The organism is Chitinophaga costaii, assembly GCF_900094705.1.
Taxonomy (GTDB): domain Bacteria; phylum Bacteroidota; class Bacteroidia; order Chitinophagales; family Chitinophagaceae; genus Chitinophaga; species Chitinophaga costaii.
Genome location: NZ_FMAR01000018.1, coordinates 16,573 through 32,480, shown reverse-complemented (window position 1 = coordinate 32,480; position 15,908 = coordinate 16,573). Strand labels below are relative to the sequence as shown.

The following is a 15,908-nucleotide window of genomic DNA, read 5'->3' as shown; positions in this document are numbered from 1 at the left end:
ATAATGGTTTAAACATACCGTGATTTTTATAGATTATAAGCCAGCAATCAGTTCCAGTTCGATGGCTGTTTGGTTGTATTGATTTAACAGGTTTAAAAATTGCCTGCGTACTTCTACCGCGTTGTTAATAGATTGGGATAGCTGGTAATAATCCATCTCCCCTGCTTCAAAGGCCCGCTGCGATTTTGTGATCAGCAGGTCGGTTTGCGGCAGTGCTGCGTGGCGGTAAAAATCTATTTGTATTTGAAAGCGTTTCAAATCGGACAGCAATTCGGTACCGCGTTGTAGCAGGCTAAAATAAAATGCATCTACCTGCGATGCTTTCACCTGCTCGTTAAGCCGGGCCGCCTTTATGCGGGCGCGTTGCGCACCGGCAAAAATAGGTAGGCCTATACCCGCCTCAAAACCCTGGAAGCGCTTGCCCACCCCGTAATATTGGGCACTGCCATCTTTATCATAAGTTCCTACCAGCGACTGGTTAAAATATCCAACATTAAAGTCCGGCAACAATTTGCTTTTCTCTACTTTAATCTCGCGGGATGCCACCATTACTTCACTACGTAAGGATTGCAGTTCTGCATTATTATGAAATGCAGTGGTATCGGGTACGATCAGCAGGGGCTTTTCCTGCAATACACTATCTGCTATACCGGTGATAGTGTTATCGCCCATAAACAGCCGGAGTTGTTGAAGGTGGGTATTGGCCAGCTCTATGGTCTGCTGTTGCTGCGCGATGGCTTCCTGCAACCGGGTGCTGGCATTGTATTTTTCTAGTCCATTGGTTTCCCCGGTAGCAAGCCTCACCTCCGCCGCTTTTAAAATGCGGCTATAGAGGGTCACCACTTCCTGGTCTGATTTTGCTTGTTGATACCTGAATAAAAGCAGGTAGTAAACAGACTTTACCTGATAGGCCACCTTTGAACGGTAAATAGCTGCCTGCAACTGGCTTGCATAAATATTGGCATCGGCCAGTTGTGCTAACCGTTTCAGGTATACCGGGTTGGGGATGGCCTGCGATATCGTAAAATTGTTATCATATCCTACGGGACTGTTGTACTGTCCATAAGTGAGGTTGATATTCGTTTTACCAAAATCTGCGGTGCTGCCTTTAAGCGCTTGCTGGTATTGCATGTTCAGGGCCGCCATACTTGTAGTAGGATTAGATTGCACTGCTGCATGAATCGCAGCTTCCAGGTTCACTATTTTTACCGGGCCGGTTTGTGCTTTTGCACTGCCCGCACCCAATACGCATAGCAGGCACACCGCAGTAGCCACAGGGGTTACTGGCAATGCACGCAGCCGTAGTTTTTCCACAAAGGCATATAACACCGGCAGTACAATAAGGGTGAGCAAAGTAGCCGTCATCAATCCACCGATAACTACCGTGGCCAGCGGTTTTTGCACCTCGCCGCCAGCGCCAGTGGAGAGCGCCATGGGCATAAAACCCAGCGAAGCTACCGTGGCCGTCATCAACACCGGGCGCAAGCGGGTGGTGGTGCCGGAAAGAATAATTTCATCTATATCCACCACCCCTTCCTTTTTAAGCCGGTTAAATTCTGTGATCAGTACGATGCCATTGAGTACAGCCACGCCAAACAGCGCAATAAACCCTACTCCTGCCGATATACTAAAAGGAAGCCCGCGGAGCAACAGCGCAAATACGCCCCCAATGGCCGCCATAGGAATAGCCGTAAAAATCAGTAAAGCATACTTAATAGTACCAAAGGCGAAATACAGTAGCACCAGGATCAGGGCAAGCGATACCGGCACCGCCACAGACAGGCGTTTGTTGGCTTCCTCCAGGTTTTTGAACTGGCCGCCATAAGTGATATAATAACCAGGCGGTAGCTGCACTTTTTCTGCTATTTTTTGCTGAAGGTCTTTTACCACGGAGGCTATGTCGCGCCCCCGAACGTTGAAACCTACAATGATCCTGCGTTTGGCATCTTCCCGCTGTATCTGGTTGGGGGCAAGCTGATAACTGATGTCGGCCACCTGGTCTAGTGGTAATTGGTTTCCATTGGAAGCCGTTACAAACAATCGTTTTACATCGTCTATACTTTGCCGTTGTGATTTTTCCAACCTCACCACCAGGTCGAACCGCTTTTCTCCTTCAAATACAATCCCAGCCACACCACCGGCAAAGGCAGTGTTGATGGTTGTATTAATATCGGCAATATTTAAACCATATTGTGCAATGCGCTGGCGGTCCAGTTTAATGGAAATCTGGGGCAGCCCCGTTACCTGTTCAATATAAAGATCTGCGACTCCTTGTACGGTAGGCACCAGCCGGCCTATGCGCTGCGCCAGTTCGGACAGCTCCTCCAGGTCTTCCCCAAATATTTTAATTCCTACATCCTGGCGCACACCGGAAATAAGTTCATTGGTACGCAACTGTATGGGTTGAGAAAATCCAAAACTTACGCCGGGCAAGGCTTCCAGCGCCACTTGCATTTTGCCCGCCAGCGCCTCGCGGGTGTGGGCGCTGGTCCATTGATTTTTAGGTTTCAGCAGGATGGTGAGGTCACAGGCATCTATGGGCATGGGGTCTGTAGGTATTTCAGATGCACCAATTTTACCAATGACCTCCTTTACTTCGGGAAATTGCTTTTTTAACAGCATGGATGCCTGCTCCACTTTATCGATAGTCTGATCCAGCGAACTACCGGTGAGCAGACGGGTTTCTACGGCAAAATCGCCTTCCTCCAGCGTAGGCAAAAATTCTCCCCCCAGGGTGGTAAACAGGTACACTGAAAATGCCAAAAGCATAAAGGCAATTCCCACCACCATTCGTTTTCTGCGCAGCGCACCTTGGATCAGGGGCGTGTAAGCACGGGTAATGGCTTCCATCATCCGGTCTGCAAATGTTTTTTTATGCACCCTCCGTTTACTTAACAACAGGCTACTGATCATAGGAACATAGGTGAGCGAAAGGAGCAGCGCGCCAAGGATAGCGAAAGAAACCGTTTCCGCCATAGGCCGGAACATTTTGCCTTCAATGCCTACCAGCGCAAGGATGGGCAGGTATACGATTAAAATAATGACTTGCCCAAAGGCAGCGGAGTTCATCATTTTTTGGGCGGCCTGCTTTACTTCCTCATCCATCTGGGGCTGTGTTAACGTATCGCCTTGCCGGTAAGCCAGGTGATGCATGGTGGCTTCCACAATGATAACCGCACCATCCACGATCAGCCCAAAATCAATGGCTCCCAGGCTCATGAGGTTACCCGACACACCAAAAAGATGCATCATGGAAATGGCAAACAACATAGCAAGGGGAATAACGGAGGCTACGATCAACCCCGAGCGGAGATTACCCAGGAACAAGACCAACACGAAGATGACAATCAGGGCACCTTCTATCAGGTTCTTTTTAACCGTATCAATAGCCCGGCCTACAAATTCACTTCTGTCCAGGAAAGCCGCTGCGGTAACGCCTTCTGGCAATGTTTTACGAATTTGGTCCATCCTGTCTTTTACGGCACGCACTACTTGCGTGGCATTACTGCCTTTCAGCATCAATACAATGCCGCCTACCGCTTCCTGGTCATCGCGGGTTAATGCGCCATAACGGGTAGCCCTGCCAAATTGAACGGTGGCGATATCACGCATCAGGATGGGTATACCGGAGGAGGCGGTTTTAACTACAATGTTTTCAATATCCGCCAGGCTCTTTATCAGGCCTTCACTGCGGATGAAATAAACGTTGGGCTTTTTGTCGATATAAGAACCGCCGGTGTTCTGGTTATTTTTTTCCAGGGCCGTAAATATATCTGCCGTGGAAATATTATAACTACGGCTTTTGTCGATGTTGAGTGCTATTTCGTATTGTTTCAAATATCCCCCAAAACTATTTACCTCGGCCACACCCGGCGTACCCAGTAATTGCCGGCGCACTATCCAGTCTTGAATGGTGCGTAAGGCAGTCGCATCGTACTTTTTTTCATAGCCTGGTTTGGCATGCACTACGTACTGGTATATCTCCCCAAGACCGGTGGAGATGGGCGCCATTTCGGGGTTTCCCAGGCCTTCGGGAATATTATGCTGCGCAGCAGGCAGTTTTTCCGCCACCTGCTGACGCGCCCAGTAGATATCCGCATCATCATGAAATACGATGGTCACCACCGATAAGCCAAAGCGGGAAATAGATCTCACCTCCTGTATATCGGGTATGGTAGACATGGTTTGTTCTATGGGAAATGAAATAAGCTGCTCTATTTCCTGGGTAGCCAGCGCCGGGCTGGAAGTGATGATCTGTACCTGGTTATTGGTGATGTCCGGCACAGCGTCTATGGGAAGGCTTCTTAAAGACAGGATGCCCCAGACCAACAGGCCAAGGGTAAAGATGCCTACCACCAGCTTATTCCGTATGGAAAAGTTAATGATTTTATTGAGCATGTCTGAAATGGACTTTTTTATTTTGATGAATAATGAGGCTGTACCGGATCATGATCCTGCAAAACGTTGCCAGGCAAAACATCCCTGTACATGATAACAAGGCCATATATAACACCACACAGGTGGCACGATAGCCCTTACCGGATTTGGGTAATACTGGTTAGACATGCATGATAGCTAACAGGGAATACCCTGCCAGGCAATGGAAATACAGCACTAAAAAGAAAGTATTTAAGAAAGCTGAGGAGGTTGCCAAACAGTACGCGGAATGGCTACAATCAATGATAGATAGGTGGAATTAAATACTTTACCCGGCTGCGCGGCGCGCATGCCATGATCTGTCACAGGGGCTATGATAACGAAGGTAGCGCAGCAGGCGCAGTGACAAAAGGGAGAACAATCGTCCTGAAAAGGTAAATGATGCAGGGGCATTTCCTGGGAAACCTGCACCTGCGCCGCCTGGCCAGTGTGCATCATCATTTCATCCGAGCAAGGAACTATGCTCAGTATTAAAACAAGAAAGGATAATATGACACCTAATATTTTCACTGTCGCGAAGATAAAATATATTATTTACCAGACAAATAGAATAACTGAAGCGAAGTTGCAGTTTCAGCTAGCGCCGTTGTGACCGAAGCCATGCGCAACAATTGCTTTTTTAAAAAACATAACCCCATCCTTACAGACGGGGTTATCCATTATTTTCATCCTTTTGTTGGGCGCCTACTTCGCTTCATTAATGTGCCGGATCGCTTCATCGGCGATACCCGCGGTGGTTGTATCGCCCTGACTGCGCAGCCCGCTGCCGACCTGCTCCAGGGAAACGATTAGTTTGGTGGCTATACCATATCGCTTATACCCTATACCCAACCGCTCCATGGCGTGTATGCCCTCAGCAGTATATTGTTTGTTCTTAAGCCGCACCATCAGCTGAGACATGCCTCCCCGCAAAAGATCAAACTTCACCTGCACAGACCCTTTGTTGAAAGCGTTCATGATGAAGGGCCATTGCTCATCCGAACCATTTGCGGCATAGGTGTATACAATGGCCTGTCCCAGTTTTCCTTTACCATCTGTTTCCAGGTGTTTGGCCAGGGTAAACGCCGCCGCCGGGTCTACGCTGTTGAGCGCAAGGAGCGCCGCACCCTTTACGGTGTAGGATGGACTGGCGATGGACGACTGGTACAGTGCCGTGTAATCTTTTCTACCTGTTTTGCCCAGCACAGTAATGGCGGCGGCACGTACCAGGTAATTAGTATCGTTGCTGGCCATCCCCGCCAGCAATGGCAGTATGGTGGCGGCCCTGTCTAATGTATCTGTTTTAATCGCATTGATTGCTCTTATGCGAAGCCCGTAATACTTATCCTTTAATGCTGCCGTGAGTATGGCTATTCCTGCCGGCTGCCCTTGCTGCCCGGTGGCCGCCTGAATGGCTTCCAGCCGGTCGAGGTAGAATGGCGCATGTTGATATTGGAAATATAGTTCCTCCAGGGTTTTATGGTCTGTGAGCTTACATAGCAACACTTTATCGGCGTCTACATTCACCAGGTCGGGTTTCGTGGCCAATGGGATGACAAGCGTATCCTGGTGTTGCTTCATCCATACCTGCGCCCTCACTACTTTGTCTTTCACATAAAAATCAACGGCCAGGGGCCACTGAAAGGCCGGTCCTGCCTGTTGCTGGTTAATGATAACGGTTTCCTGGTGCAGCGCCTCATTCCACTGGCTAGTAACATCCAGTACGGGATGCCCTGCCCCGTAATACCATTGATTAAAAAACCAATTTAAGTCTCTCCCACTCACTTCTTCCATGGCCAGGCGCAGGTCTTGTACCTCCGCATTTTTATAGGCGTGGGTTTTAAGGTATAATCCCAGCCCCTTAAAAAACGCTTCATCGCCCAGGTAGTTTCTCAGCATGTTGAGCACAATGCCGCCTTTGTCATATATATTGGCCCCATTTATGCCCTCGTTGTCAGTAAACACAAAGGGTACCAGCGGCTGCGATGCGGCAGTTGCATTTCTCAGATAGGCCTGCATTTCATCATACCGTTTGGCATCGCCATCGTCTTTTCCGTATTTCTTTTCATTCCAATATTTTTCACCAAACACGGCAAACGATTCATTCAACGTTTCATTACTCCAGCTTTCGCAGGTCACCAGGTCGCCAAACCACTGGTGAAACAGTTCATGCGCAATGGTGGTACCACCTGCTCCATTCGGATCGTCTATCAGGTCCCACGGCGTTTTCTGCACATAGTCTCCATGCAGGGTGGCAGAGGTATTCTCCATGGCTCCCAGGGGAAAATCGCGCACAACTACCTGGGCGTATTTATCCCATGGAAAGTCTACACCCAGCGCTTGGGAAAAAAACTCCATCATTTCAGGCGTTTGCCCAAACAATTGTTTCGCGTAGGGCGCATAAGCCGGCTCCAGGTAATAATCAACGGCCTTGTTGCGCCACTTGTCCTTAAATATTTTGAAATCGCCCACCGCAAGCATGAAAAGGTAGGGCGCATGCGGCAGCAGTTGTCGCCAGGTGTCTGTTCGGGTGCCGTCTGTATTATTTTTTTGGGTGATCAGCAAACCATTCGACAACGTGACATATTTTGAAGGCACGGTAATGCTAATTTCTTCGGTGGTTTTCTGATTGGGCTTATCGATGGTGGGAAACCAGCAGGAGGAGCTCTCTGCTTCTCCCTGGGTCCATATTTGCGTAGGTTTACTGGTGTCTTCTCCACGGGGGTTTACAAAATACAGGCCTTTACCATCCAGTTTAAATCCAGGCTTATCATGCAGCTTATCCGGCATAGCGGTGTAGTCGATAAACAGGGTATACTTTTCATCATTGCGGTAAGTCCTATCCAGTTTTATGACAAGGGTCAGACTATCGTTGTACCGGAAAGTAAGCGGCTTGATCTTGCCATGCTGCATCATGCCGATAGTCTTAATGTTCATCCCCTTGGCATCGAGTTGCAGCGTATCCGTGGGATAATAATGTGGCTTCAGGGTTATCCATTCTTTTCCGTACACGTAAGATTTGGCCAGGTCGAACCGGACATCCAGCCGGGTATCAATAAGGTCATTTACCTTTTGCGATGTGGTGTGATAATATGGAGTATCCCTGTTTCGGGCCATATCCTGTGCCTTAGTACCCATGCTTCCTAATCCCATGCAGAGCAACCCGCCCAGCAACTTTGCAAAACGTTGTTTCATTAAATTACTTCGATTATTGACGCTAAATAGGGCGTTGCATTTACCTAAAATGCAAAAACCGATGCCAAGCTACAAAAGCGCGTTTAACCTATTTCAACTATTGTATGAGCGGTCAAATAGGCCGGAAGTGAACCTTGTAATACCTACCATTGGCCATCCCCCTGCATCTCAACATTTTGAAAAGCTGATATATTGAACAAACCTAGGCTGGTCTGTATGATTGGCACTGGCAGCATGGGGCAATGTTTGCAGCCATAGTATGGCATCCCCTTTTTTACCGGGTACCGGCGTACCGGTAAACGCCTGTTGCATTACCTGTTGAGCCTCATGCGGGTCGGGGTAGGTTTTTATCCATTCGTCAAACTGAAGATGAAATCCGGGTACTAAGGTTAGCGGGCCCCTATTTTCCGGCACATCGTTCAGGTACACGAGTCCCTGTATGTAGTACGGATCAGGATGGGCAAAGTCTACATCCCAATGAAGCCTGCCATGGCTAAATTTCCAGGTGGCTGTTTCCGGTGGGTTAAAGCTTACTTTTTCCGGGTTGGGAATAAGGCTGGTCGTACCGTACAATTCCTCAAACAACAGCCGGATAACCGGGCTTGTTCTAATAGCATGAATACTTTCATCTTGGTATAGTTGCAACATTAACCCATGCCAATCAGGATGGTGTTGATACCAGGTAGCTGGCGCAGACAGGTTTGCCCCCAAATGGGTAGCTATTAACTGAACCACCGCATCACATAAATGATCTTCTACCAGGCCGCTTATCTTTATAAAGCCTTGCTCCTTCCAGCTTTGCCATTGAGATTCATTTAGCAGAGAATGCCCGGAACTGGCGGTAACTGTAGGCATATTTTGCTGTAATGACCACTGGCTGAAAGCGATGGCAGACGCCTGAATTTGCGTTTCCCCTTTTAGACCAATCATCCATTCCTGCAAATGTGCCAGGCTGATACAATGTGCATATAAAAATTGGTAGGTCTCAAATTTTCCCAACCCATAAAAGCCCATCCATATATTTTCCATCCGCAGGTATTCATGAGACACCGGCAAAGGTTTTCCCATTTTTATACGCTGATGATGTTCGTAAAATGCCGGCAGAAAGCTATCATTCATCATGAGTTAGAAATTAATTTAGCCATGAAAATACAAAGATTAAGGCGTTGTGTTATTATAAAAACAACGAATGTTTGAGAGGTATAATTTCGAGTCCATTTATTAAACGAATAAACTGGAACAAGGAAGCTACCAACAATTTATAAGCGCCATTTCGGCTCAGGTTATACCGCTGGCAACAACGGAATATATACAGGTAGGGTCAAAAGACACCTGTTTCCTACCAGTTTTGTATCTTTAAACGCCGCACGTTTTTATTTCCAACTGGCCCTTGCTATGGAGAGTGCTTATGTAACGGCGAAGAATTAGTAACTGTTAGTTCTAATAAGGGCTACATCGAATACTGAGACCATGATCGTTAAAAGAGCAATTGTTTCTTATATAATCAATGTCTGACAGATTATTGTCATTTAAATTTTTAGCATAAGATGTTGCTTCACTACCATCAAACGAAAATATTATTACCCGTCATGTTATGCTCTTTTTTATTTGGGAAAGGTAAAATTTATACACCAGGAAACGAGGTGACTTCGCACCTTATCCCTTGGCTTACAACGGGAGGAAAATATGGATATGCGGATAATTCGGGCAAAATGTTTATCCATCCTCAATTTGATGATGCGCAGCTATTCCAGCATGGGTTCGCAGTAGTAGGGAAAAATAATAAATACGGTGTTATTAATACTGAGGGGAAATTTGTTATTCCGATGGCATATCCGTTTGTGGAAATTAGTAAGTGCGGAAATTTTACATGGGCCGTGCTCAAAAAAGAGCATAACGCGTGGTGGCAGTTCTGGCATTGGAAACTGTTGCCCCAATGGAATATTCTGGGTGGGAAAAGCGGACCTTTTTTGGTTACAAAGGTCCCGAGGGCCCAATGGAGTGTGATGGCTATTCCTGGTCGTAAAACCTTGTTCGTGCAAAGACGCATGGATGATAAAGGCCTTTGGGGTAATAGCCAATACTGGAAAAAAGATTGGCAACCCAACCGTACGCCGCCCGCTGATATTTCCATACGTGCCACAGATACTTTAATCGCCGTTTCTAATGTCGTTTTCCATCTTGGCGAAAACAACAAATTGATAAAAATAAATCGTCACTTTCAATATTTCACCGCCTCCCATGAAATGATGGTTCAAATAGGCGAGAACCGTTATCAAATTATCAATGAAAAAGGTAAGCCCGTCAATAGCATCATATATTCCAAAGAAAAATATTTAACTATTCAGGACGAGCAGAATGCCCATATCAGCATACCCATTACCCATACCGAAATGCCTGCTTATCCCGTTATGGCTGCTTTGTTCAAAAATAGCAAGGGGCAATACTTTCTGCCACCCAATTTTACAAGTCCTTTTCCACACGTTATGCAGGCGTATAATAACGGCAAAGATACTTTGACTGCTGCTGAAATTTTAAAGAATGCAGTTTTGATAAACGCTATTCCAAACAGTATGGATTTTCTGATTATATCCAGTGCAGGACATGATGCAAGCAAAGGATGGATGGGTTTTATTATTAAAAAAGACGGTTCATGGAATACAAAAATTCCGTTGAGGAACGGCGTAAAGGCAATGTTGCCTGACGGTAGGATTGTTTATAATGATAAAGAAAATAAAGGTGTGTTGGATACGGATCATATTTTTCACTCCATGCCTTTATCCAATATAGTACCCTGCCAATACCATCATGATTGGTATATGGGAAAAGATACGGCTTCCGGCAAATATGGAGTATATGATGTGGGAAATAAACGTTGGCAGGTAATGCCTAAGTATAACTATCTGCAACACGAAATAGCACCAGGCATTGCAATTTATACCATCCATAAACAAGATTCAAATGCTAGTCAAAAGGAATGGTATGGATTATTAAACATCGACCGGGATAAGGCAATCACGCCACCCGAATACGACCGCATTAACGCAGACGGAAGAGTGTGGAAACAGGTTAACGGTAACCAAATGAGCTTTTACATTAACCCCGAAACGGGTGATGCCTATAGGGATAAATAAAAAGAATTATAGGCACCAATCCATTATTCCAAGCGTTAAGATCACTTCCGTAATCAATATGGCCAATAGCCACTACTGCCCTAAAGTCAATGTTAAAGTAATCTTAAAAAAAGCCCATTCAAGGTAAAAATGGAATCATTATTGTTCCTTTCTACCCTGAACCAAAAATATTAACCATGGCAAAGAATCATATAGATGAGGTAAAACACGAAATTCAGGAATTGGCCATAGGCAACTATAAGAGCTATCCAGAAGAATATGAAAAAACGCCGGATGAGGTGAACCGCAGCATTGAATCCCTGGCAAAAGGCTATTGGGATAGCCGGGAAGACAAGGAAATAGCCCGTGACGAACGGTTAGGCATCAGCCTGGAAAATTACCAGGAATGGACCCGGGAAGCGTATACAACATTTATAGCTGAAAATGCGCAGTCCCTGAACTAAGTTAATGGATCGCATTACCTAAAAAAGCGGGAAAACCTACATGGTTATCCCGCTTTTTTGCTTCGTATTATAACAAGAGGAATATCAAGCAAAGGCATAAGCTTATCATCTTGTTAAAACCCGTATCCTTCCACTATGCAATCACAATACTATCTATTCCTTTTTGTAAGGCATCGGCTTCGGTAATGCCTGACATTCTAAAGCCTTCTGCACGAAAAACAGTAACATCCGTCATTCCCAGCCATCCAAAAATGGATTTTAACAAGGGTATCACAAAATCCAACGACTGCCCCGGGCCTTCTGCATAATTGCCGGATGCGGAAAAAGCGAGGTATACTTTTTTGTTTTTTAACAATCCTTCTATCCCATTTTCAGTAGCCTGGAATGTAACCCCTCTTCTTACAATATGATCGAGAAAGGATTTTAAGGTAGACGTAATTGTAAAATTATACATGGGTGCGTCTACTACGATTATGTCTGCTTCCTGGAGTGCCGCTATAGCCTTATCTGAGTAGGTAATGGCTGCCAATTGTTCCGGGGTTAAATGCTCCGCAGGGGTAAAAAAAGAGGAAATAGTCACCCCATCCAAATGCGGAAGCGGATCATTTGCTAAATTAATTTCCTTTATAATACTGGCTGGATAAGCAACTTTAATTTTTTCAACAATAGCGTTTCCTAATTGAATGCTTAAAGATGCTGCTCCCCGGGGACTCGAAATAATTCTCAATACTTTCTTGGCCATAAAATGTGTTGCTTTTTTATAACGACAAAACTATGTACATTCGCTAAATAAATATTAGTACTAAACAATTGTTTAGTACTAACCTTTTGTTTAGTTAATAATATAATGGGAGATTTATTAAGTAAAAAAGTAGCCTTCTCCGCTTCACAATGCAGCAAAAATTTAGCTGCCACGGAAGATGCATTGTACGTGGTGGGCGGCAAATGGACCTTACGCGTCATGATCGCATTGCTAAGTGGGCACACCCACTTTAACGATTTACAACGTACGGTAGTTGGCATTTCGGCCAGAGCGCTTTCCGGGGAGTTGAAAGATCTGGAATTAAACGGATTGGTAGAAAGGGTGGTAGATCCGCAACAAAAGCCTGTAACTGTATCTTACCTGCCTACTGAATACAGCAGATCACTGCGGGAAATTATTACCGCCTTGTCTGAATGGGGTGCAAAACATAAGAAGAGGATCACCCGGCGCATGTAAGGGTATGCATCCGTATAACGGGGTTGTTTTATAAAGAAAGATGGAACGAATATAAATGGCCCTTATTCATTTCTTACCACGGGTGTCAAATGCTCCAGTTCCTCCTCCGTGAAAAGCCGGTATTGCACTTTAAATGTTTTCCCGTAAGGCGTTTCCAGGGAAAAACCGCCAGGTCCAAATCCGTCTAAAACATCGAGTGTAAAATGTGAATATTTCCAATACTCAAACAAGTCCCTATCTACCCAGAAGTCAAAACCCCGGATGGTGCCAATGCAGGCATCATTTGTTCTCGGAAAGAAACCGCCTTTTTCAAAACATTGGGGTTGGGTTCCCTCACAGCAGCCGCCAGCCTGGTAAAACATTAAATCTCCATGATCCTTCACAAGCAGGTCTATCAAAGCCAGTGCTTCATCCGTAGCGTCCAATCTTTTTATGGCTATCATAATGAATGTAATTAACAGTACTACCTGAAAAAAAATAGGTGGCATAGCGCACACCTATTACAAATATAACCATCATCGATACATACACATAAAAACCGCAAAGCACTCAGCAGGTAGGTGCTACCAGGTGCCGAGCCTTTGCGGTTAATAGATAAATATACCTAGAAGAATCCCAGTTTCTGTTTACTGTAAGAAATAAGCATATTCTTGGTTTGGCGATAATGGCCCAACATCATCTTGTGATTTTCTCGTCCTATGCCAGACTGTTTGTAACCACCAAATGGTGCACCTGCGGGATAGGCGTGATAGTTATTCACCCATACCCTACCTGCTTGTATGGCCCTCGGCACACGGTACAACTCGTGTGCGTCCCTGGTCCAAACGCCAGCACCTAATCCATACATGGTATCGTTACCAATTTCAATGGCTTCTTCCACGGTTTTGAAAGTAGTAACGGCCAATACCGGCCCAAATATTTCTTCTTGGAAAATGCGCATTTTATTATGTCCTTTAAACAAGGTAGGTTGTATGTAGTAGCCGGTTTCCAAATCGCCTTGCAGGTGATTTTCGTCGCCGCCTACCAGCAGTTCTGCCCCTTCTTCCTTACCAAGTTTCAGGTAAGACATAATCTTGTCTTTCTGGATCTTGGAAGCCTGTGCACCCATCATTACCGTTGGGTCCAGTGGGTTTCCAGTTTTTATTTTTTTCACCCGGTCTATTACACGTGCAATGAACTTATCGTAAATGTCTTCCTGAATCAGCAGGCGCGACGGGCAGGTACAAATTTCACCCTGGTTAAGCGCAAACAAAACAGCGCCTTCAATGGCTTTATCTAAATACTCATCATCGGCATCCATCACAGAATTAAAGAAAATATTGGGCGACTTGCCTCCCAATTCCAAAGTAACCGGGATGATATTTTCGGTAGCATACTGCATCACCAAACGCCCGGTGGCCGTAGAGCCTGTAAATGCGGCTTTAGCCACCTTAGGATTGGTTACCAACGCCCGGCCAAGTTCCGACCCAAAACCGTTCACAATATTGATCACGCCGGCAGGGACCAGGTCTTCTATCAGTTCCATTAAAATCAGGATAGAAACCGGGGTACTTTCTGCGGGTTTCAGCACCACACAGTTACCTGCAGCCAGTGCTGGCGCCAGTTTCCATACCGCCATCAAAATGGGGAAGTTCCAGGGAATGATCTGGCCAATAACGCCTAAAGGCTCCTGGATAATTAAGGAAACAGTGTCTTTATCCAACTCCGTGGCGGCACCTTCTTCTGCCCGGATCACCCCGGCAAAATAGCGGAAATGGTCTATCGCCAGCGGGATATCTGCGTTCAGGGTTTCCCGGATAGCCTTACCATTATCAATGGTTTCTACCGTAGCTAGTTTTTCAAGGTTTTTTTCCAACCGGTCTGCCACTTTGTTTAAAATAATACTGCGTTCGGTGGCAGATGTGTTTTTCCAGGTTCTGAAAGCCGCTTCTGCAGCATCTACGGCCTGGCTAATATCCTCTTTATTGGAATGTGCAACCTGGGTAAACACTTTTCCATCTATCGGGGAAATAACATCGAAATACTTACCACTTGCAGGTTTTGTCCATTTTCCACCTATAAAATTGTCATATTTATCCTTGAAACTGGGCCGCGCAAAACCATCATTTTTGGGTAAAATCTTGTCCTTTTTTTCTGGACTTGCTGATACTTCTGCCATAACTTTACATTTTTGTTTACATAAAGCTATCGTACATTAGTAGAACGAAATAGCAGAATAATGGAGAAAAATAGTAAAATAGTCGCATGGATGCGTCCTTATCCATAAACCAGCCACTAGACTTGGATAGCCTGCGAATTGCTATGTATATTTATGCTACCGTGCACAGCCAGTTATGAAGGATGCTGAATGTTACTAAACCACGCCACGATATGAAAAAAATACAACAGCCTGCCATTGTCTGCTATTGGCTGGGAGGCCTTCAATTATAGATCCAGCGATAATTTTAAAGCATCAGCCGCATGTAACAAGCTCTCCACAAACATACTTTACACTTGCAGCTGAATGCATTGATTCCACACACGCCCATCATCTCCATTAAACAGATGACCATGACCAAAAAATCACTGTTAAATCCACTGAAATTAAGGACCATAAGGAATTTGAATACGATGGTCGAAAACAAAAAAAGTTATACGTATAATAATTGTGAATTGGATATTTACGAAACACATACTGCTGTGCAGAATATTTCGTTAAAGTTCGACGATTTCGCTTTCATCGGCATGATCCGTGGCAAGAAGGATCTGCGCATTGCCAATAAAACTGAAAAATTTGAATACCTGCCCGGCGAAAGCCTGATTATGCTTCCCGGGGAGGAAATGATTATTGATTTCCCAGAAGCAGACACTACCCCGTCGCAATGTATAGCCTTATCGATCGACAGTAACTTTATTAAAAGCACGGTAGATTACCTCAATGGAAATTTCCCTAAAATTGATACTGCCTCCGAATGGAAATTTTCAGATGAATGTTTTTACCTGTTCAACAGCCCTTCCCTCTCTTCCGCCACCAATAACATTCTCCGCATTGCTGTTGAGAATAATAGCGCTAAGGATTTTATGACCGATCTTGCGCTAAAGGAATTGCTGATCCGGATCATGCAAACGCAGGCAAGAAAATTTTTTGAGATGAATTACCTGCATTATAAAGATGTTAACCGGTTTGCAGCCATCATCGCCTACATCAAAAACAATATCCGGGAAAAAATTTCTGTGGACGCACTTGCTAAACAGGCCTATATGAGCAAGTCTAATTTCTTTCGTGCATTTAAGCAGGAGTTTGGCATTTCTCCCAATCACTTTATTTTGCAGGAAAGGATCGTTAAAGCTAAATCATTGCTCCAAAATCAACTGCCCGTATGCGAGGCAGCCTACCAGGCCGGATTTTCAGATGCCAATTATTTTATCAAAGCATTTAAAGAGGTGGAAGGCATTACCCCCAAGCATTTTCAAAGGGATGTATTGCTAAAGAAAGGATAGCCTGGCAGGCTGCCCTTGCCC

The 15,908-nt window shown here is 45.3% G+C and carries 11 protein-coding genes; 4 read left to right on the top strand and 7 right to left on the bottom strand.

Features of this window, described 5'->3' with window-relative positions; all coding sequences use genetic code 11:
* Window positions 1-33: 33 nt before the first annotated feature.
* From GA0116948_RS18910 to GA0116948_RS18900, 4 genes are all read right to left on the bottom strand, one after another.
* Entirely contained in the window at window positions 34-4,398 is a 4,365-nt protein-coding gene (locus GA0116948_RS18910) for a CusA/CzcA family heavy metal efflux RND transporter (protein ID WP_089715133.1), read from the bottom strand.
* Window positions 4,399-4,629: 231 nt separating this feature from the next.
* On the bottom strand, window positions 4,630-4,947 hold the full coding sequence (locus tag GA0116948_RS21110; RefSeq protein WP_317041934.1) for a DUF6660 family protein: 318 nt from the start codon (window positions 4,945-4,947) through the stop codon (window positions 4,630-4,632).
* Window positions 4,948-5,121: 174 nt separating this feature from the next.
* On the bottom strand, window positions 5,122-7,611 hold the full coding sequence (locus tag GA0116948_RS18905) for a M1 family metallopeptidase (protein ID WP_089715131.1): 2,490 nt from the start codon (window positions 7,609-7,611) through the stop codon (window positions 5,122-5,124).
* A gap of 168 nt (window positions 7,612-7,779) precedes the next feature.
* A complete protein-coding gene (locus GA0116948_RS18900) occupies window positions 7,780-8,733 on the bottom strand; it encodes a phytanoyl-CoA dioxygenase family protein (RefSeq protein WP_089715129.1) in 954 nt (317 codons plus the stop codon).
* Window positions 8,734-9,158: 425 nt separating this feature from the next.
* On the opposite strand from GA0116948_RS18900, the gene GA0116948_RS18895 reads away from it, so the two are divergent.
* The gene (locus tag GA0116948_RS18895) at window positions 9,159-10,745 is read left to right on the top strand and encodes a WG repeat-containing protein (protein WP_089715127.1); all 1,587 of its coding nucleotides are present in this window, start codon (window positions 9,159-9,161) and stop codon (window positions 10,743-10,745) included.
* A gap of 176 nt (window positions 10,746-10,921) precedes the next feature.
* Complete coding sequence (locus GA0116948_RS18890; RefSeq protein WP_089715125.1) at window positions 10,922-11,188, top strand: hypothetical protein; 267 nt, start codon at window positions 10,922-10,924, stop codon at window positions 11,186-11,188.
* Between the two features lie 133 nt (window positions 11,189-11,321).
* Here GA0116948_RS18890 and GA0116948_RS18885 read toward each other — a convergent pair whose 3' ends face one another.
* Window positions 11,322-11,930, bottom strand: a complete 609-nt coding sequence (locus GA0116948_RS18885; RefSeq protein ID WP_089715123.1) for an FMN-dependent NADH-azoreductase — start codon at window positions 11,928-11,930, stop codon at window positions 11,322-11,324.
* A 105-nt stretch (window positions 11,931-12,035) separates the two neighbouring features.
* Between GA0116948_RS18885 and GA0116948_RS18880 the strand changes: the two genes are divergently transcribed.
* Complete coding sequence (locus GA0116948_RS18880; protein ID WP_089715121.1) at window positions 12,036-12,407, top strand: winged helix-turn-helix transcriptional regulator; 372 nt, start codon at window positions 12,036-12,038, stop codon at window positions 12,405-12,407.
* A gap of 62 nt (window positions 12,408-12,469) precedes the next feature.
* On the opposite strand, the gene GA0116948_RS18875 is transcribed toward GA0116948_RS18880, so the two are convergent.
* Both GA0116948_RS18875 and GA0116948_RS18870 read right to left on the bottom strand, forming a co-directional pair.
* On the bottom strand, window positions 12,470-12,850 hold the full coding sequence (locus GA0116948_RS18875; protein ID WP_089715243.1) for a DUF779 domain-containing protein: 381 nt from the start codon (window positions 12,848-12,850) through the stop codon (window positions 12,470-12,472).
* Between the two features lie 161 nt (window positions 12,851-13,011).
* Entirely contained in the window at window positions 13,012-14,565 is a 1,554-nt protein-coding gene (locus GA0116948_RS18870) for an aldehyde dehydrogenase family protein (RefSeq protein ID WP_089715119.1), read from the bottom strand.
* A gap of 452 nt (window positions 14,566-15,017) precedes the next feature.
* On the opposite strand from GA0116948_RS18870, the gene GA0116948_RS18865 reads away from it, so the two are divergent.
* Window positions 15,018-15,887, top strand: coding sequence for a helix-turn-helix domain-containing protein (locus GA0116948_RS18865; protein ID WP_205686161.1), 870 nt, complete (start codon window positions 15,018-15,020; stop codon window positions 15,885-15,887).
* Window positions 15,888-15,908 lie beyond the last annotated feature (21 nt).